We start from the raw sequence: 17,982 nt of genomic DNA on the forward strand, positions 1-17,982 counted from the left end.
TGACTCCTTCGTCGTGGTCGCGGTCGATGTGCCGCGGTGCGAGTCTAGGACCCGTGAAGCTCTATGCAGACCTGCCCGGTCGTCGCCTCGTCCAGATCCTCGCCGACGTCGGCCTGCTCGCCTGGGTGGCGCTCTGGGCCTGGGTGGGGCGCCGCGTCCACGAGGTGACCATGGCGCTCGCCGAACCGGGTCGACAGCTGCAGGGCGCGGGCGCCGGCTTCCGCGACACGCTCAACGCCGCCGGTGACGGTGTCGACGACCTGCCGATCCTCGACGACCGGGTCGCGAGCCCGTTCCGATCCGCGGCCGGCGCCGGCACGGACATCGAGTCCGCAGGCACGAACCTCGTGAGCGCGGTCGAGAAGTTCGCCCTGCTCCTGGGGTGGACGACGGCGCTGGTCCCGATCCTCATCGTCGGCATCTGGTGGGCGTTCGCCCGCGGCCGCTTCGTCCGCCGGGCGTCGGCGGCGCAGCGCTTCATCGACGCCGACGACGACCTCGACCTCTTCGCGCTGCGCGCCATGGCCAACCAGCCCATGGCCACGCTCGCCAAGGTCTCGTCGGACCCCAGCGGCGCCTGGCGACGCGGCGACCGCGAGACGATCCGCGCGCTGGCGATGCTCGAGCTCAGGGACTCGGGTCTGCGGCCACCACGGACGGCCTGAGGTCCTCCGGCAGCGGCTGCCAGGACTGCGGGTCCGCGTCGACCTGCTCCCCCGACCTGATGTCCTTGACCTGGTGCGCCACGTCGCCACCACCCGGGAACCAGACGAACGGGATGCCACGCCGGTCCGCGTAGCGGATCTGCTTGCCGAACTTCGCAGCGCTGGGTGCGACCTCGCACGGGATCCCCCGGGAGCGCAGGGCCCTTGCGACCGCGGTGGAGTCGGTCCGGGAGTCCTCCTCGACGACGGCGACGAGCACCGCGGCCGGGGTCGCGCGGGACGCCGTGACCAAGCCCTTGCCGAGCAGCAGCCCGAGCAGCCGTGACACGCCGATCGAGATGCCGACGCCCGGGTAGGTGGTCTTCCCGTCGCTGGCGAGCGCGTCGTACCGGCCGCCCGAGCAGAAGGAACCCCAAGACTCGTAGCCCTCGAGCTGGGTCTCGTAGACGGTGCCGGTGTAGTAGTCGAGGCCACGGGCGATCTTGAGGTCCGCGACCATCGCGCCGGGCGCGTTCTCGAGCCCGCTCGTGATGACCGCGGCGAGCGCGTCGAGTCCCTCGTCGAGCACGGGGTGCTCGACCCCCAGGGCGCGCACGCGGTCGATGAACGAGAGGTCCTCGCTGCGGATCCCCGCCAGGGCGAGGCACTGGTCGGCCTGCTCGACCGTGCGGCCGGCCTCGACGAGCAGGGTCCTGACCTTGTCGGGGCCGATCTTGTCGAGCTTGTCGACGATGCGCAGGGTGTCCTGGATCTGCGTGGGGTGCTCGACGCCGATCCCGATGCCTCGGTAGAAACCCTCCGGAATCTTGCGGTTGTTGACCTGGATGGTCATGCGTCCGATCGGCAGCTTCGAGAACACCTCGGCGATGACGAGGGGCATCTCGGCCTCGAAGTGCGGGCTGAGCTCGCCCACGTCGACGACGTCGATGTCGGCCTGGGTGAACTCGCGGTAGCGGCCCTCCTGAGGTCGCTCCCCACGCCACACCTTCTGGACCTGGTAGCGGCGGTAGGGGAACGGGAGCTTGCCGGCGTTCTCGAGGACGAAGCGCGCGAACGGCACGGTGAGGTCGAAGTGCAGGCCGAGGGCCACGTCGCGCGAGGGGTTCTCGACGCTCTCCTCGGCGAGGCGCGTGACGCCGTAGATCTCCTTGTCGGCGTCGCCGCCCTTGCCGAGCAGCCGCTCCACCGGTTCGACGGCCCGGGTCTCGAGCGAGGTGAACCCGTGCAGCTCGAAGGTCTCGCGGATGACGTCGAGGAAGTGCTGCTCGACGATGCGCTCGGCCGGGAGGTACTCGGGGAAGCCGCTCAGCTTGGTGACCTTCACGCGTTCAATCCTTGCAGGTAGGGGTTGGTGCTGCGTTCGCGCCGCATGGTCGTCGCCGGGCCGTGACCGGGCAGGACCAGCGTGGAGTCGGCCAGCGGCAGGACGACGTCGCGCAGCGAACGCTGCATGGCCGAGCCGTCGCCCCCGGGCAGGTCCGTGCGTCCGATGGACCCGGCGAAAAGGACGTCGCCGGAGATCATCGTGCGGTCGAGCTCTTCGGGCGCGCGCACGCCGGCGGGGAGGCGCTCGAAACCGAACATCGCCGAGCCCTCGGTGTGGCCAGGCGCGTGCAGCACCTCGAGGTCGAGACCGGCGAGCGTCAGCGCCTGCCTGTCGGTCACCTCGACGACGTTCGTGGGCTCGCTCCAGGTCGCCTTCGAGCCGAACTGCTGCTGCAGCATGCCGACGATCCCGGGGCTCGCCGACCCGAGCGGGTCGGCCAGCCGGTAGCGGTCGTCCGAGTGGATGTATGCCGCCGTGTCGCCTCCACAGACGGGCGTCACGGAGTAGACGTGGTCGAGGTGGCCGTGGGTCAGGAGGACGGCGGTCGGCTTGAGCCGGTGCTGCGTGAGGACCTCTCTCAGGGTCTCCTCGATGCCGATGCCCGGGTCGACGACGACGCACTCCTCCCCCTCGGCGGTCGCGAGGACGTAGCAGTTGGTCCCGAAGGCCGCGGCGGGGAAGGCGATGGTCAACACACCGGAGAACCCTAGTCGGGTGCGCAGACGGCATACGTCCTCCCTAGACTGCGCCGGGTGACGAAGAAGCAGGAACATGACCGGGCTCGACGCCGGTGGGAGAAGCAGCAGGCGACCCTCGCGGCGCGGGCCGAGAAGCAGGCCCGCACGAGGCGCATCGCCGCGATCGTCGCGACGGTTGCCGTGGTGGCCGCGCTCGTCGGTGGCCTCGCGGTCATGCTCAGGCCCGAGGAGCCGGCGAAGCCTCAGCAGACCGCTGCCGGGTGCGAGCAGCCACCCCAGCCGCTCGGGACCGCGGCCTCCCTCGAGCTGCCCGACAAGGCCACGGCCAAGGGTGTGACGTGGACGGCCACCCTCACGACGAACTGCGGTGACATCGTCCTCGACCTCGACGGCGCCAAGGCGCCGCAGGCGGTCGCCTCCTTCATTCAGCTGGCGCGGGCCGACTACTGGCTCAACTCCCCCTGTCAGCGGCTCGGCGTCGGCGACGGCTTCAAGCTGCTCCAGTGCGGTGACCCCACGGGCACCGGGCAGGGCAACCCCGGCTACGGCTTCGGCGTCGAGAACGCCCCGAAGGACGGGAAGTACCCACGCGGGACCGTGGCCATGGCTCGCACGCAGGACCCGGTCAAGGGCAACGGCGGCCAGTTCTTCCTCGTCAACGGTGAGACGAGCCTGCCGGACGCGAATGGATACACGATCTTCGGCACGATCACCAAGGGGTTGGATATCGTCGACAAGGTCGCCGCCGCGGGAGTTCAGCCGGGCGGCGAGTCGGAGACCATCGGTGCCCCCGTGGCACCCATCAGCATCCTTCGGGTTGCGGTGACTGAGAAGAAGGCATAGCCGTGAGCGACGAGACGACGAGCAAGATCCCCGCGGACGAAACCGTGGAGGAGCCGGCCCAGGCGTCGGACGCCGTGGCTGAACCGGACACCGAGGTGGAGGCGACGCAGGAGCCGACGACCGCACCGCAGCCCTCCCCCGAGCCAGAGGCCACGGCTGAGGCGCCCGAGGAGTCGACACCGGCCACCGACACGCCCGAGTCGACGCTGGCCACCGACACCGCCGAACCGACGACTGACGCCCCGGTTGCCGAGGTTGCCCCGGTCACGGCCGAGCAGGCGCCCACCGTCGAAGGGTCCGCTGGGACACCCGAGACCGAGGCCGTCGAGACGGCTACCGCCGATGGTTCCGCAGATGCACCCGATCCCGCAGCCGTCGAGACGGCGGTTGAGGCGTCTGCGGTCGAGGAGTCTGCGGCCGAGCAGACAGGGACAGCCGACGAGCCCGCGGCGAGCGACGAGCCCGCAGTCGGTGAGTCGCCTGTCGCAGACGAGCCGGCCCCCACCCAGCAGTCTGCTCCGCCCGCCGTGGATCCCGAGCCCGCCACGTCGCTCCCCACGCCCGCCACCCCGGCGCCCGCGCCCACGAGCTTCGGGCCCACCGCGCCCAAGCCGGCGGTGCCCTCTCCGGCAGCGCTGGCGTCCCGGATGGCTGCGCGACCGGCCCCGCCGGTGTCGCCGGTCGTCCACGAGCACTCCGACTCCGCGCGCTTCGGCCGGGTCGACGACGAGGGCCACGTCTTCGTCACCGTCGGCGACGAGGAGCGTGAGGTCGGGTCATACCCCGGCGCGACGCCCGAGGAGGCACTCCAGTACTTCGCGCGCAAGTACGACGAGATCGCCGCCTCGGCCGAGCTGCTCGAGCAGCGCCTCGCCAACCCGGACGTCTCGGCCAAGGAGATCGGCGACGGCCTCACCACCCTCAAGGACCACATCGCCGAGGCCCACGTCGTCGGCGACCTCGCGGCCCTCGACGCGCGGGTCGCCGCCATCGAGACCGCCCTCGTCACCAAGCGCGAGACCGAGCAGGCCGCACGGGCGGAGGCCCGCGCCGCAGCCGCCGCCGAACGTGAGGCCCTCGTCGCCGAGGCCGAGGCCATCTCCGGCCAGGACCCCGAGCAGACGCAGTGGAAGCAGAGCGGGGAGCGCATGCGCGCCCTGCTCGACCAGTGGAAGCAGCACCAGCGCAGCGGCGCCAAGCTCGACAAGCCCACCGAGAACGCGCTGTGGCAGCGCTTCAGCCACGCCCGCAACCACTTCGACAAGGGCCGGCGCAGCTACTTCGCCCAGCTCGACTCCTCCCGCGCCGAGGCGCGCAGCAACAAGGAGTCGCTCGTGAAGGAGGCCGAGGCCCTCGCCACGAGCAAGGACTGGGGCCCGACGGCTCGCGCGTTCAAGAACCTCATGGACCAGTGGCGTCAGGCCGGCCGCGCGTCCCGCTCCGAGGACGACGCCCTGTGGGAGCGCTTCAAGACCGCCCAGGACGCGTTCTTCAACGCCAAGGACGAGGTCTCGGCCGCCGAGGAGGAGGAGTTCCGCGCCAACCTCGCGGTCAAGGAGGAGCTGCTCAAGGAGGCCGAGCAGATCCTGCCGGTCACCGACCTCGAGCAGGCCAAGGCCCAGCTGCGCGTCATCCAGGACAAGTGGGACGCAGCGGGCAAGGTCCCCCGGGCCGACATCGACCGCACCGAGAAGGCCATCCGCCGGATCGAGACGACCGTGCGGGAGCAGGAGGACAAGAAGTGGAAGTCCTCCAACCCCGAGGTCGCCGCCCGGGCCAACTCCCTCGTCACCCAGCTCCGCTCCTCGATCGAGTCGATCGAAGCAGACCTGGCCAAGGCCACCGCCGCCGGCAACGACCGCAAGGTCAAGGACCTCACCGCCAAGCTCGAGTCCCAGCAGGCCTGGCTCAGTCAGGCCGAGGCCGCCAACGACGAGTTCGGCGCCTGACCCCAGCCCCGACCAGAGAACGGCCTGCCCAGCTCCCAGAGCGGGCAGGCCGTTGTCGTACGCACGAGCTGCGCACGGGAGCCTGAGGGAGCGTGTTCGCCGCTGGCTGGGTCTGGCGGGAGCGTGGAGCGCGCTCAGCGCGCGGAGCGCGGATGGGACTGCGGCGAACGCGGTCCCTCAGGTGACCTCCGAGGGGACTGAGCGGTGACCGTGGTCAGGTCTGCGTGATGCGGTAGGCGTCGAAGACGCCTCCGACGTTCCGCACCGCCTTGATGACGTGGTCGAGGTGGCTGGGGTCGCCCATCTCGAAGGTGAACTTCAACCCGGCCACGCGGTCACGGGAGGTGTGCACCGAGGCACTGAGGATGTTGACCCCGCTCTCGGACAGCACCCGCGTGACGTCGGACAGCAGCGCGGAGCGGTCGAGGGCCTCGACCTGCAGTTGCACGAGGAAGACGCTGTTGGCCGTCGGCGCCCACTCGACCTCGATGATCTTGTCGTCCTGGCGCAGCAGCTCGGTGGCGTTGGTGCAGTCACGGCGGTGGACCGAGACTCCCATGCCTCGGGTCACGAACCCGAGGATGTCGTCGCCCGGGACGGGGGTGCAGCAGCGGGCGAGCTTGACCCACACGTCGGACATGCCCTTGACCACGACACCGGGGTCACCGGCGCGCCGGCGCCGGTTGGAGATGGCGCGGGGCATCGTGACCTCGGCGAGGTCGTCGCTCGACTCCTCGCCACCCTGCGCGGCGACGAGCCGGGCCACGACGTGCTGGGCGCTGACGTGCCCCTCGCCGATCGCGGCATACAGGCCGTCGATCCCGCTCAGCCGCAGCTCCTCGGCGACGCCGGTGAGCGACTCGACCGACGACAGGCGCGCGAGCGGCAGGCTGCGCTTGCGCATCGCCTTGACGAGCGCGTCCTTGCCCTGGTCGATCATCTCCTCGCGACGCTCGCGGGTGAACCAGTGGCGGATCTTGTTGCGGGCCCGCGCCGACTTCACGAAGGTCAGCCAGTCGCGCGAGGGTCCGGCGCCATCGGCCTTCGAGGTGAGCACGTCCACCGTGTCGCCGTTGTCGAGGCGGGACTCCAGCGGCACGAGGCGACCGTTGACCTTGGCACCGATGGTGCGGTGACCGACCTCGGTGTGCACGGCATACGCGAAGTCGACGGGGGTCGACCCCGCGGGGAGACCCACGAGCTGCCCCTTGGGGGTGAAGACGTAGACCTCGCTGGCGTTGATCTCGAAGCGCAGCGACTCGAGGAACTCGCCCGGGTCGGCGGTCTCCTTCTGCCAGTCGAGGAGCTGGCGCAGCCACGCCATGTCGTTGGCGCCGGTGTGGCTCGTCGACGGGGAGTCGGTGCCGGCCGGGCTCTTCTCCTTGTACTTCCAGTGGGCCGCGACGCCGTACTCGGCCCGCCGGTGCATCGTGTGGGTCCGGATCTGGATCTCGACCGGCTTGCCCTCGGGGCCGATGACCGTCGTGTGCAGCGACTGGTACATGTTGAACTTCGGCGTCGCGATGTAGTCCTTGAAGCGTCCCGGCACCGGCGTCCAGCGGGCGTGCATCGCGCCGAGCGCGGCGTAGCAGTCGCGCACCGTGTCGACGAGGACGCGGACCGCGACGAGGTCGTAGATCTGCTCGAAGTCGCGACCGCCGACGATCATCTTCTGGTAGACGGAGTAGTAGTGCTTCGGGCGGCCGGTCACGGTCGCCTTGAGCCGGGCGGCGCGCAGGTCGGACTCGACGCTCTCGCGGACGGTCGCGAGGTACTCCTCACGAGCGGGGGCGCGCTCCGCGACGAGCCGGACGATCTCGTCGTAGACCTTGGGGTAGAGCGTCTGGAACGACAGGTCCTCGAGCTCCCACTTGATCGTGTTCATGCCCAGCCGGTGAGCCAGCGGGGCGTAGATCTCGAGGGTCTCGCGGGCCTTGCGCTGCGCGGACTCCTTGGACACGTAGCGCCACGTACGGGCGTTGTGCAGCCGGTCGGCGAGCTTGATGACGAGGACGCGGATGTCGCGCGCCATGGCGACGACCATCTTGCGCACGGTCTCGGACTGCGCCGCCTGGCCGTAGGTGACCTTGTCGAGCTTGGTCACGCCGTCGACGAGCATGGCGATCTCGGCGCCGAAGTCCTTCTCGAGTTGGTCCAGGCCGTAGTCGGTGTCCTCGACGGTGTCGTGCAGCAGTGCCGCCGCGAGCGTCGGCGGCGTCATGCCGAGCTCGGCGAGGATCGTCGTCACCGCGAGGGGGTGGGTGATGTAGGCGTCGCCGCTCTTGCGCATCTGGCCCTCGTGGGCGCGCTCGGCGACCTCGTAGGCGCGCTCGATGACCGAGACGTCCGCCTTGGGGTGCGTCAGCCGGACGGTGTTGAGCAGCGGCTCGAGGACCGGGTGGGCCGAGGGCCGGGCCGAACCGAACCGGGCGAGGCGGGCACGCGCGCGGGCGCGGTTGGAGCCTGCGGCCCCACTGCGCACCGGGATCGGCGTGGTCTCCTCTGCCATGAACGGAGTCTAGGCGTCCCCCGCGCCACCCACGACATGCAGGGAGTGGACCGACCGCTCCCCCATCGCCTCACGGCCACCGAGGAAGGCCAGCTCCACGACCGTGGCGAGGCCGACGACGTCGGCACCGCAGTCACTGAGCAGGTCCCAGGCGGCGATGGCGGTCCCGCCGGTGGCGAGGACGTCGTCGACGAGGAGCACGCGCTGGCCGGACGAGACCGCGTCGGCGTGGACCTCGATCGTGGCCGTGCCGTACTCGAGGTCGTAGGTCCGCTGGACCGTCTCGCCGGGCAGCTTGCCCACCTTGCGCACCGGCACGAAGCCGACCCCGAGCTCGTGGGCCAGCGCGGCGCCGATGATGAACCCACGCGCCTCGACGCCCGCCACCGCGTCGATCCGGTCTCCCGATCCCGTATGCCGTGCCGCCAGGGCCCGGACCACGTCACCGAAAGCGTCGGCGTCACCGAGCAAGGGGGTGATGTCCTTGAAGACGACTCCCCGCTTGGGGAAGTCCGCGACGTCGCGCAGCAGGCTCTCGACGAGGTCGCTGGTCCCGCTCGCGTCGGTCATCGTGGGCTACTTGCGGCGCGACTTCGGGGCGCGCCTGGGCTGGTTGCGGGGGCCTGCTTGGGCGTACTTGTGGACCTGTCGGCCGGTGATGGTCGCCGACTCCTCGTCGCTCGCCATCGGCGCACCCGACTCGACGACCGCCCCGTCCGGGGTGTCGTGGCTCTCGACGGCCGGTCGCGAGGCGGATGCACCAGAGGGAGCAGCCACAGCGAGCTCCTTGGCGCGCTTGGCCTCGGAACGGGCTGCGCGCTTGTCGAGCTCGACGACCGGCGCGTCCTTCTTGCGCAGGCTCACGAGCAGCGGCGTCGCGAGGAAGATCGAGGAGTAGGCGCCGACGAGGATGCCGATGAAGAGGACGAGCGCCAGGTCGAGCAGCGTGCCGGGGCCCAGGAAGAGCGCGCCGACGACCAGCACCGAGAAGATCGGGAGGATGCCGATGGCGGTGGTGTTGATCGACCGCACGAGCGTCTGGTTGACGGCGAGGTTGGCCGCCTTGGCGAACGTCATCCGTCCGTTGGCGAAGGACTCGTTGACGTTCTCACGCACCTTGTCGAAGACGACGACGGTGTCGTAGATCGAGTACCCCAGGACGGTGAGGAAGCCGATCATCGTCGCCGGCGACACCTCGAACTTGCTGAACGAGTAGATGCCGACCGTGATGACGAGGTCGTGAACGAGCGCGATGAGAGCGGCCGCGGCCATCTTCCAGTTGCGGAAGTAGATCGCGAGGACCGCGGCGACGAGCACCAGGAAGATCACGAGGGCGCGCAGCGCCTGCTTGGTGACCGAGTCACCCCACGAGGGGCCGATGAAGGTGGCGCTCACCTGCTCCTCGGAGACCGAGAAGGTCTCGGCGAGCTCGGTGCGCACGTCGGCGCTCTCGGCGTCGTCGAGCCGCTCGGTCTGGACGCGGACGGTCCCGGTGCCGAGCTTGGAGACACGCACGCCCTGGGAGTCGTCGGCGGCGCCGAGCGCCTCACGTGCCCTGGACTCGTAGTCGTCCGGCACGGACGAGCCCGTGACCCGGAACTCCGAGCCACCACTGAACTCGAGGCCGAGGTTGAGCTTGTTGATGCCCAGACCCGCGGTCGCGATGGCCATGAGGACCAGCGACACGATGTAGAACGTCCGCCGCTTGGGGACGACGGGGATGGACCGCTTGCCGGTGTAGAGGTCGTTGCCGAGGTCGGAGAACTTGGTCATGACCGGCTCCCTTCGTGGGCCGCGACACGGGGCGGGGTCGTGAACCGGCCACGGCCGGCATACGAGGTCTTCTTCACGGCACCGAGCTTGTCCGGGTCGAGGCCCGACATCGGGTGCCCACCGCGGAAGAACTTCCGGCGCGCGAGCAGCGTGACGAGCGGGTGCGTGAAGAGGAAGACGATGAGCAGGTCGAGCAGGGTCGTCAGGCCGAGGGTGAACGCGAAGCCGCGCACGCTCGAGCTCGCCAGGACGTAGAGGACGATCGCCGCGAGGAAGTTGACGCCGTCGGCGATGAGGATCGTGCGCTTGGCACGGGCCCAGCCGGTGGCGACGGCGCTCTCGAGCGAGCGACCCTCGCGCAGCTCGTCACGGATGCGTTCGAAGTAGACGATGAACGAGTCCGCGGTGAAGCCGATGGCGACGATGAGGCCGGTGACGCCGGCCATGTCGAGGCGGTAGTTGTGCGACCAGCCGAGGATCGTGATCGCCAGGTAGGTGAGGAGACCGGCCGCGACGATCGAGGCGATGGTGACGAAGCCGAGTACGCGGTACTGGAACAGCGAGTAGACCGTCACGAGCAGCAGGCCGATGATGCCGGCCCAGAGGCCGTAGCGGAGCTGCTCGCTGCCCAGCGTCGGGCTGATCTGCTCACGGGTCTGGAGGTCGAACGAGATCGGCAGTGCGCCGAACTTGAGCTGCTGGGCGAGGTCGCGCGCCTCGGTGATGCCGAAGCCACCGGTGATGCTCGCCTTGCCGTTGGGGATCGCCTCGTTGAAGCTCGGCGCGACGATGACGCGCGAGTCGAGGGTCGCGGCCAGCTGGTTCTGTGGCTGCTGGAGCGGGACCATCTTGCGCGAGATGTCGGCGTACTGCTCGGCGCCCTCGCCGTTGAGGCTGAGCTGGATCTCGACGACGCTCGTCTGCTGGCCGCTGGGGCCGACCTGGTAGCCCGCGGCCGCGTCGGAGATCTTGTCGCCGGACACGACGACCGGGCCGAGGATGTACTTGGCGGCGCCGTCGGCGTCACACGTCACGAGCGGCTTGGTGTCGTCGTCGACGAGCTCGTCGAGCGCGCCGTCCTTGGAGCAGTCGAGCGCGGTGAAGTCCGCGGTGAGCTCGGGGGTGATCTGCTCGAGGCTGAGCGGGTCGGTGGCCGTGCCACCGGACGCGCTGGCGCTCGGGCTGGGGCTCGGGCTCGGCGAAGCGGGAGCGCTCGCGGAGGGGGACGCCGACGGCGAGGGGCTGGCCTCGGTCGTGAAGGCACCGGGGACGGCGGAGTTGTTGGTGGCCGACGGCGCGGGGCTCGCGACGGGGGCGCTCACCGACGGGGACGGGATCGGTGCGGCGGAGCCGCTCGGGCTCGGGCTGGCCGAGCCGCTCGGGGAAGCCGAGGGAGCCGGCTGCGGCGAGCCTGCGGCGATGGCGAGCACCGGGCGGAACTGGAGCTGCGAGGAGCGACGGATCGCGTCCTCGGTGCGCTTGTCGGGCGTGCCCGGCATGCTCACGACGATGTTGCGGCCACCCTGCGTGGTGACCTCGGCGCCGGCGACGCCACCGGCGTCGACGCGCTGGACGATGATGTCGCGGGCCTGGGTGATCTGCTCCGGCGAGACCTGCCGGCCGCCGGTGACGCGCGGCTCGAGGATGATCTGCGTCCCGCCCTCGAGGTCGAGGCCGAGCTTGGGCGCGTAGCTGCCGTTGCTGAACTGGTTGGCTCCGAAGAGCAGGCCCATGAGGGCGATGGCCAGCACGGCCATGCCGGCGAGGGCACGGCGCGCGAAGGTCGCGTGGCTCATCTGCGCCATGTCAGTCGACCTCGGGCGTGGCGTCGGGCTGGCGCGGGGTCTCGGGGGCCTCAACCGTGCGCTCGGCGCCGGGCTGCGTCATGCCGATCGCGCGGCGGTCGACCTGCACCTGGACCCCGGGCGCGATCTCGAGCGTCGCGACGGCGTCGTCGAGCGTGATGATCGTGCCGTAGAGGCCCGAGGTCATGACGATCGCGTCACCCACGGCGAGGGACGACTGGAACGCCTGCACCTCACGTCCACGCTTGCGCTGGGTGAACATGAGGAACGCCAGCAGCAACAGGGGCAGGGCGAGCACGAGCAGGTTGCCGAGGCCGGCACCGGAATCCATGGAGAGTCCTTCGAGTGTGGTGTGCGCACCCGCGTGGTGCCGGGCGCGTCAGCGGCCCGGTCGACGCCGGGCCGTCGAGCCAGCATAGGTGACGTGGTCACTCTCGCCAACGCGCCACACCCGCTCCCGGTGCCCGCCCGGGACCCCGCGCCGCACACCCACCCCCGCTGGGACGTGCCTGTGCGCCGCACCATGACGCAAAGACACCCCTCTTTGCTGCGCGATCGCGACGCATCGGCCCGTTGCGTCACGATTTGGGAGCAAATGGGGGTGCCTTTGCGTCCTGAGGTGGAGCAAAGACACGTCTCGGGCGAGGGGTCAGGGGCCGAGGACCTGCTCAGGTTCCGAGGCGGCCCGGGCCGTCGGTGAGGGGCAGGACGTCCCGCGTGGGGGCGTCCCGCGGTGGCGTGAGGCCGAGGTGTGACCACGCCCGGGGGGACGCGGCCCGGCCGCGCGGGGTGCGCACCATGAAGCCCTCGCGCACGAGGTAGGGCTCGGCGACGGTCTCGACGGTGTCGGACTCCTCGCCGACGGCGATGGCCAGGGTCGACAGACCCACGGGTCCACCACCGAAACGACGGCACAACGCCTCGAGGACGGCGCGGTCGAGCCGGTCGAGACCGGCGTCGTCGACGTCGAAGAGGCGCAGCGCCTCGTGGGCCGCATGGAGGTCGACGTGGCCGCTGCCGTGCACCTGCGCCCAGTCGCGCACCCGGCGCAGCAGCCGGTTGGCGATGCGGGGCGTGCCTCGCGACCGGCCGGCGATCTCACTGATGCCCGACTCGTCCGCGTCGACGGCGAGCAGGCCGGCCGATCGGTGCAGGATCGTCGTGAGGTCGCTCGCCTCGTAGTAGTCGAGGTGCCCGGTGAAGCCGAACCGGTCGCGCAGCGGGGCCGGCAGCAGCCCGGAGCGAGTGGTCGCACCGACGACGGTGAACGGCGGGAGCTCGAGCGGGATGGCCGTCGCACCCGGCCCCTTGCCGACGATGACGTCGACCCGGAAGTCCTCCATGGCGAGGTAGAGCATCTCCTCGGCCGACCGGGACATGCGGTGGATCTCGTCAAGGAAGAGCACCTCGCCCTCGTCGAGCGAGGAAAGCACCGCCGCGAGGTCCCCGGCGTGCTGGATCGCCGGGCCGGACGTGATCCGGATCGGGCGCTCGAGCTCGGCCGCGACGATGAGCGCCAGCGTCGTCTTGCCGAGCCCGGGAGGACCCGACAGGAGGATGTGGTCGGGGACGGTCCCCCGGCGCCGAGCGGCCTCGAGGACGAGCGACAGCTGGTCGCGCACGCGGGTCTGACCCGGGAACTCGGACAGGCGCTTGGGTCGCAGCGCGGCCTCGACGACCCGCTCGTCGTCACTGTCGGCGCCCGCGTCGACGATCCGCGCCGTCGCGTCGAGCGACCCGTCGTCGGCGCGCCCGCCAGCCCACTCGCCAGCGGGCTCGTCGGCTTCGACGATGTCGGACCGGAAGCCCCTGACGGTGCCTCCCAGGTCGTCCTCGCTGGTCGAGGTGGGCCTCATCGACGGCGAGGTCATCGGCCGAGCTCCCGCAGCGCCATCCGCAGCAGCGCCGCCACCGAGGCATCCGGGTCGGCGGCAGACGACACCGTCGACACCGCGTCCGTGGCCTGCTTGGCCGACCAGCCGAGGCCGACGAGGGCCTCGGCCACCTGGTCGCGCCGGGCGTCACCGAGCGGCGCGGCAGCCGCGGTGGACCCGCCGACGGGAGAGGACGGCATACCGACCTTGTCCTTGAGCTCGAGGACGAGACGCTCCGCGCTCTTCTTGCCCACGCCGGGGATCTTGGTCAGCGTCGCGAGGTCGCCGGCGCGCAGCGCGGCGCTCACCTCGTCGGGGGTCAGCACCGAGAGCATGGCCAGCGCGAGACGCGGCCCGACGCCGGAGACGGTCTGCACCGTCTCGAACATGTCGCGCTCCCCCGGCGACCCGAAACCGAAGAGCGTGAGCGAGTCCTCGCGCACGACGAGTGTCGTCGAGACGGTGACCTCCTGGCCCGTGCGGACGTCGGCGGCCGTACGTGGCGTCGTGTGGACGAGCATCCCGACTCCCCCGACCTCGACGACGATCCGGTCGAGGCCGACGTGGCTGACCCGGCCCGAGAGCGAGGCGATCACCGCGCACCAGCCTTGGCGAGGGCCTCGAGCCGGGCCGTGGCCGCACCCCGCCAGAGGTGGCAGATCGCCAGCGCGAGGGCGTCGGCGGCGTCGGCGGGCTTCGGCGGCGCGGAGAGCTTGAGGATGCGGGTCACCATCGTCGTGACCTGGGCCTTGTCGGCGCGGCCGGAGCCGGTCACCGACGCCTTGACCTCGGTCGGGGTGTGGAAGACGACGGGGATGTCGCGCTTGCCCGCGGTGAGCAGGGCGATGGCGGTGGCGTGGGCGGTGTTCATGACCTGGGTGACGTTGGTGTCGGCGAAGACCCGCTCGACGGCCACGACGTCGGGCTCGAAGCGGTCGAGCCACCCGTCGAGCTCGCGCTCGAGGAACATGAGGCGCTGTGACGGTGCGGCGTCCGAGGGTGTGCGCACGACGCCGACCGCGACCATCGTGGCCCGACCCGCGCGACCGTCGACGACGCCGAGCCCGCACCGGGTGAGGCCGGGATCCATGCCGAGAACGCGCACGCGCGCCGCCTTCCAAGAGAACCGAACAGGTGTTCGGTGCCACGCTACACAGCGTGGTGGAGGGCGGCGCGCAGCAACACGCAGGTCACTCGTCGTCGTTGAGCTCCGCCAGCACGTCGTCCGGGATGTCGCCGTTGGCGAAGACGTCTTGGACGTCGTCGGAGTCCTCGAGGGCCTCGATGACGCGGATCATCTTCTTGGCGCCCTCGAGGTCCAGCGGCACCTGGAGGTTGGGCACCCAAGAGGCCTCGGCCGAGTCGTAGTCGATGCCGGCGTCCTGGATCGCCTTGCGGACGGAGACGAAGTCGGTCGCCTCGGAGATGATCTCGAAGGACTCGCCGAGGTCGTTGACCTCGTCGGCGCCGGCCTCGAGTACGACCTCGAGGATGCTGTCCTCGGTCAGCTCGGTCTCGCCCTGCTCCTTCGGAACGACGACGACGCCCTTGCGGTCGAAGACGTAGGCCACCGAGCCGGGGTCGCCGAGCTGGCCACCGTTGCGGGTCAGGGCTGTGCGGACCTCGGCCGCCGCTCGGTTGCGGTTGTCGGTGAGGCACTCGATGAGGACGGCAACACCACCGGGCGCGTAGCCCTCGTAGGTGATGGTCTCCCAGTCCGCGCCGCCCGCCGTCGCACCGGAGCCGCGCTTCACCGCGTTGTCGATGTTGTTGTTGGGGACCGAGCTCTTCTTGGCCTTCTGGATGGCGTCGTAGAGCGTCGGGTTGCCCGTGACGTCACCGCCGCCGGTGCGCGCCGCGACCTCGATGTTCTTGATCAGCTTGGCGAAGAGCTTGCCGCGCTTGGCGTCGATGGCGGCCTTCTTGTGCTTCGTGGTCGCCCATTTGGAGTGGCCGGACAAGGTGTCTCCTCGTGCTGTGAACGTGCAGGACTCGGCGTCGATCCTATGTCGTATGCCGTTGCGCTCCGTTTGCGGTCTGCGGCGGCGTGACGTCCGCCAGGACGACGCCCTGGCCCCCAGACCTGCGGACGCAAGCCCGACAGGGGGTCAGGCGCGGCGCACGACGTCCGTGAAGAAGTCGTGGACACGGTGGTCACCGGTGACCTCCGGGTGGAAGCTCGTGGCGAGGAGGTTGCCCTGGCGCACGGCGACGGCGTGGTCCGCTCCCCCGACGTGGACGCTGGCGAGGACCTGGACGCCCGCGCCCAGCTCCTCGACCCACGGAGCCCGGATGAAGACGGCTCGCACCGGCTCCGGGCCGAGCTCGCGGATGCGCAGGTCCTCCTCGAACGAGTCGACCTGGCGGCCGAAAGCGTTGCGACGCACGGTGATGTCGAGCCCGCCGAGGGTCTGCTGGTCGCGGTGCCCGTCGAGGATGCGGTCGGCAAGCATGATCATCCCGGCGCAGGACCCGTAGGCGGGCAGTCCCGCGCGGAGCCGCTCGACCAGCGGGTCGCGCAGCTCGAAGATCCGGACGAGCTTGTCCATCGTCGTGGACTCGCCACCGGGGATGACGAGGCCGTCGATCGAGGCGATCTCGCTCGGGCGCCGGACGGTGACCGCCCGGGCACCGGCCGACTCCAGCGCGCGCAGGTGCTCGCGCACGTCGCCCTGGACGGCGAGGACTCCGATGGTGGGGTGGGCGTTCACGCCCGGAATCGTACGGGCCCGAACTGGGCGGGCCCATGCCACGTCGGCGTGGCGCCTCGGATGGCTCCGGGTGGCCGCCTCCGGGTGGCCGCCTCCGGGTGGCCGCCTCCGGGTGGGCGCCTCCGTGTGGCCGCCTCCGGGTGGGCGCCTCCGTGTGGCCGCCTCGGGGTGGCCGCCTCCGGGTCGTCGGCGCGCGGCCGACCTAGAGTGCTGGCGTGACCGTGACGATCCGCGACCGCTCGGCCGACGACCTGCCCGCGCTCGTCGCCTTGCTGGGTGCGCAACAGGCGGCGACGTCGTACCCGCAGCGGTGGCCGCTGCCGTTCCCACCCGAGGAGTTCGTCGTGCGTCCGGGCGAGCTCGCGGCGTGGGTGGCGCTCGACGGCGACGAGGTCGTGGGCCACGTGTCCGTGACGGCATTGACTGACGGCCGGATGGCCGCCGACTGGGTCGAGGCGACCGGCCTGCCGTCCGAGGGCCTGGCGGAGGTGTCGGTGCTCTTCGTCGCCGCCGACCGCCACGGCTCCGGCCTCGGCGGGCTGCTCCTCGACACGGCCCTGGCCGAGATCGCCCGGCGCGGCCTGACGCCGATGCTCGACGTCGTCGGTGAGGACACCAGCGCCGGGCAGTTCTACCGACGGCGCGGATGGCGCACCGTCGGCCGGGCCCGGCCGGCGTGGCTGCCCGCCCACCGGCCGGACCTGGCCTTCATGCTCCTCGACGACGCACCCGCGCTCCGGTCAGGGCCGCAGGGCAGTCACGACCGAGCGACGAAGTAGGCGTTGAACGGGTCGGCCTCGATGTCGTGCCTGACGACCTCTGAGAAGCCCGCCTCCCGCAGCATCTGCTCGGCGAGCTCGACACCCCACGCCGTCCCGAGCCCGTCGCCGCCCTGGCCGAGCGACACCGACATGCAGTGCACGAGCGAGATGCCGTAGAGGAAGCTCGCCCAGGGCAGGTCGACGTTGCGCTCGAGCCGGCTCGACGCGTTGATGTCGACCATGAGGAACGTCCCTCCCGGCCGCAGCGCGCGGTGGATGTTCGCCAGCACCGTCGCGGGGTGGGCCTGGTCGTGGATCGCGTCGAAGGCGGTGACGAGGTCGTAGGACCCGGCATCGACGTCGCGGGCGATGTCGCACTCCACGAACACGGCGTTGGGCAGTCCCCACTCCTGCGCCTCCGCCCGCGCCGCGGCGATGGCCTCGGCACTGAAGTCGTAGCCGCAGAACCTGCTCCGGGGGAACTCCCGCGCCATGAGGTTGATGGCGTGGCCCGCGCCGCAGCCGACGTCGGCGACGTCGATCCCGGACTCGAGCCGCTCGACGAGGCCGGTGAGGGGGACGATCGTGTCGACGAGCGACCCGTCGTTGACGGCCCGGGAGTCCTCGGCCTGGATCTCCACGAACCTCGGGTAGTCCTCGTAGCCGAGGCCTCCGCCGGTGCGGAAGCGCTCCACCACGAGCGGGAGCACCTGGCCCATGAGCCCGATGTAGCGCAGCGTGCGGGCGAAGTTGTCGGCGCTCGGCCCGGTGAGGAAGGGAGCGTGCTCCTCGCAGAGCGCGTACTCCCCCGTCTCGGCGTCGAAGTCGACGAGTCCGGCGGTGACGACCCCGCCGAGCCACTCCCGCACGTAGCGCTCGTCGAGCCCTGCGGCGTCGGCGATCTGCTGGCTGCTCGCCGGCGGGAGGGTGGCCAGCGCCTCGAACAGTCCGGTGTCGTGACCGATGCCCGCGAGGACGGCGATCGCGCCGTCGTTGAGGACCTGCACGAGGCGCTCGACGACTGCCGGCGCCTGCTGCTCGATGGTGGTCATGGTGCTGCTCCTTGG

The 17,982-nt window shown here is 71.0% G+C and carries 17 protein-coding genes; 4 read left to right on the top strand and 13 right to left on the bottom strand.

Annotated elements, in window-relative coordinates; all coding sequences use genetic code 11:
• The first annotated feature begins 53 nt into the window (after positions 1–53).
• Positions 54–665, top strand: a complete 612-nt coding sequence (locus LL946_RS17260; RefSeq protein ID WP_404382866.1) for a hypothetical protein — start codon at positions 54–56, stop codon at positions 663–665.
• On the opposite strand, the gene hisS is transcribed toward LL946_RS17260, so the two are convergent.
• Together hisS and LL946_RS17270 are read right to left on the bottom strand one after the other, a co-directional pair.
• Positions 628–1,989 carry a histidine--tRNA ligase gene (gene hisS / locus LL946_RS17265; RefSeq protein WP_404382868.1) on the bottom strand — a complete coding sequence of 454 codons (1,362 nt, stop codon included), beginning with the start codon at positions 1,987–1,989 and terminating at the stop codon, positions 628–630. The genes LL946_RS17260 and hisS overlap by 38 nt on opposite strands.
• Positions 1,986–2,687: an MBL fold metallo-hydrolase gene (locus tag LL946_RS17270; protein ID WP_404382870.1), complete on the bottom strand. Its 702-nt coding sequence runs from the start codon at positions 2,685–2,687 to the stop codon at positions 1,986–1,988. Before LL946_RS17270 ends, hisS begins: the two co-directional genes overlap by 4 nt.
• A 57-nt stretch (positions 2,688–2,744) precedes the next feature.
• On the opposite strand from LL946_RS17270, the gene LL946_RS17275 reads away from it, so the two are divergent.
• Together LL946_RS17275 and LL946_RS17280 are read left to right on the top strand one after the other, a co-directional pair.
• On the top strand, positions 2,745–3,533 hold the full coding sequence (locus LL946_RS17275; protein WP_404382872.1) for a peptidylprolyl isomerase: 789 nt from the start codon (positions 2,745–2,747) through the stop codon (positions 3,531–3,533).
• 2 nt (positions 3,534–3,535) lie between these two features.
• Positions 3,536–5,482 (top strand): DUF349 domain-containing protein, encoded by a 1,947-nt coding sequence (locus tag LL946_RS17280; protein ID WP_404382874.1) that lies wholly within the window; start codon positions 3,536–3,538, stop codon positions 5,480–5,482.
• A 214-nt stretch (positions 5,483–5,696) separates the two neighbouring features.
• Here LL946_RS17280 and LL946_RS17285 read toward each other — a convergent pair whose 3' ends face one another.
• From LL946_RS17285 to pdxT, 10 genes are all read right to left on the bottom strand, one after another.
• A complete protein-coding gene (locus tag LL946_RS17285; RefSeq protein WP_404382876.1) occupies positions 5,697–7,991 on the bottom strand; it encodes a RelA/SpoT family protein in 2,295 nt (764 codons plus the stop codon).
• A gap of 9 nt (positions 7,992–8,000) precedes the next feature.
• The gene (locus LL946_RS17290) at positions 8,001–8,561 is read right to left on the bottom strand and encodes an adenine phosphoribosyltransferase (protein WP_404382878.1); all 561 of its coding nucleotides are present in this window, start codon (positions 8,559–8,561) and stop codon (positions 8,001–8,003) included.
• Between the two features lie 6 nt (positions 8,562–8,567).
• Complete coding sequence (secF, locus tag LL946_RS17295) at positions 8,568–9,764, bottom strand: protein translocase subunit SecF (protein ID WP_404382880.1); 1,197 nt, start codon at positions 9,762–9,764, stop codon at positions 8,568–8,570.
• On the bottom strand, positions 9,761–11,569 hold the full coding sequence (secD, locus tag LL946_RS17300; RefSeq protein WP_404382882.1) for a protein translocase subunit SecD: 1,809 nt from the start codon (positions 11,567–11,569) through the stop codon (positions 9,761–9,763). The genes secF and secD overlap by 4 nt, the downstream gene beginning before the upstream one ends.
• Position 11,570: 1 nt before the next feature.
• Positions 11,571–11,900: a preprotein translocase subunit YajC gene (yajC, locus tag LL946_RS17305; RefSeq protein ID WP_404382884.1), complete on the bottom strand. Its 330-nt coding sequence runs from the start codon at positions 11,898–11,900 to the stop codon at positions 11,571–11,573.
• Positions 11,901–12,237: 337 nt separating this feature from the next.
• Positions 12,238–13,425, bottom strand: coding sequence for a Holliday junction branch migration DNA helicase RuvB (gene ruvB, locus LL946_RS17310; RefSeq protein ID WP_404382886.1), 1,188 nt, complete (start codon positions 13,423–13,425; stop codon positions 12,238–12,240).
• 11 nt (positions 13,426–13,436) lie between these two features.
• A complete protein-coding gene (gene ruvA, locus LL946_RS17315) occupies positions 13,437–14,039 on the bottom strand; it encodes a Holliday junction branch migration protein RuvA (RefSeq protein WP_404382888.1) in 603 nt (200 codons plus the stop codon).
• On the bottom strand, positions 14,036–14,548 hold the full coding sequence (gene ruvC, locus LL946_RS17320) for a crossover junction endodeoxyribonuclease RuvC (protein WP_404382890.1): 513 nt from the start codon (positions 14,546–14,548) through the stop codon (positions 14,036–14,038). The genes ruvA and ruvC overlap by 4 nt, the downstream gene beginning before the upstream one ends.
• Before the next feature lie 85 nt (positions 14,549–14,633).
• Positions 14,634–15,404, bottom strand: coding sequence for a YebC/PmpR family DNA-binding transcriptional regulator (locus LL946_RS17325; protein ID WP_404382891.1), 771 nt, complete (start codon positions 15,402–15,404; stop codon positions 14,634–14,636).
• Positions 15,405–15,551: 147 nt separating this feature from the next.
• Positions 15,552–16,154: a pyridoxal 5'-phosphate synthase glutaminase subunit PdxT gene (gene pdxT, locus LL946_RS17330; protein WP_404382893.1), complete on the bottom strand. Its 603-nt coding sequence runs from the start codon at positions 16,152–16,154 to the stop codon at positions 15,552–15,554.
• A gap of 215 nt (positions 16,155–16,369) precedes the next feature.
• On the opposite strand from pdxT, the gene LL946_RS17335 reads away from it, so the two are divergent.
• Complete coding sequence (locus tag LL946_RS17335) at positions 16,370–16,933, top strand: GNAT family N-acetyltransferase (RefSeq protein WP_404382895.1); 564 nt, start codon at positions 16,370–16,372, stop codon at positions 16,931–16,933.
• On the opposite strand, the gene LL946_RS17340 is transcribed toward LL946_RS17335, so the two are convergent.
• Positions 16,912–17,967, bottom strand: coding sequence for a class I SAM-dependent methyltransferase (locus LL946_RS17340; protein ID WP_404382897.1), 1,056 nt, complete (start codon positions 17,965–17,967; stop codon positions 16,912–16,914). The two genes, LL946_RS17335 and LL946_RS17340, sit on opposite strands and share 22 nt — an antisense overlap.
• Between the last annotated feature and the right edge of the window lie 15 nt (positions 17,968–17,982).

The sequence above is a fragment of the Knoellia locipacati genome (assembly GCF_044791685.1).
In the GTDB taxonomy this organism is placed as follows: Bacteria; Actinomycetota; Actinomycetes; order Actinomycetales; family Dermatophilaceae; genus Knoellia; species Knoellia locipacati_A.

Excerpts from the sequence above, each read along its gene's own strand:
- LL946_RS17285 (WP_404382876.1), bottom strand. The coding sequence starts at position 7,991 with ATGGCAGAGGAGACCACGCCGATCCCGGTGCGCAGTGGGGCCGCAGGC.
- LL946_RS17340 (WP_404382897.1), bottom strand. The coding sequence starts at position 17,967 with ATGACCACCATCGAGCAGCAGGCGCCGGCAGTCGTCGAGCGCCTCGTG.
- secF (WP_404382880.1), bottom strand. The coding sequence starts at position 9,764 with ATGACCAAGTTCTCCGACCTCGGCAACGACCTCTACACCGGCAAGCGG.
- LL946_RS17290 (WP_404382878.1), bottom strand. The coding sequence starts at position 8,561 with ATGACCGACGCGAGCGGGACCAGCGACCTCGTCGAGAGCCTGCTGCGC.
- secD (WP_404382882.1), bottom strand. The coding sequence starts at position 11,569 with ATGGCGCAGATGAGCCACGCGACCTTCGCGCGCCGTGCCCTCGCCGGC.
- ruvB (WP_404382886.1), bottom strand. The coding sequence starts at position 13,425 with ATGAGGCCCACCTCGACCAGCGAGGACGACCTGGGAGGCACCGTCAGG.
- yajC (WP_404382884.1), bottom strand. The coding sequence starts at position 11,900 with ATGGATTCCGGTGCCGGCCTCGGCAACCTGCTCGTGCTCGCCCTGCCC.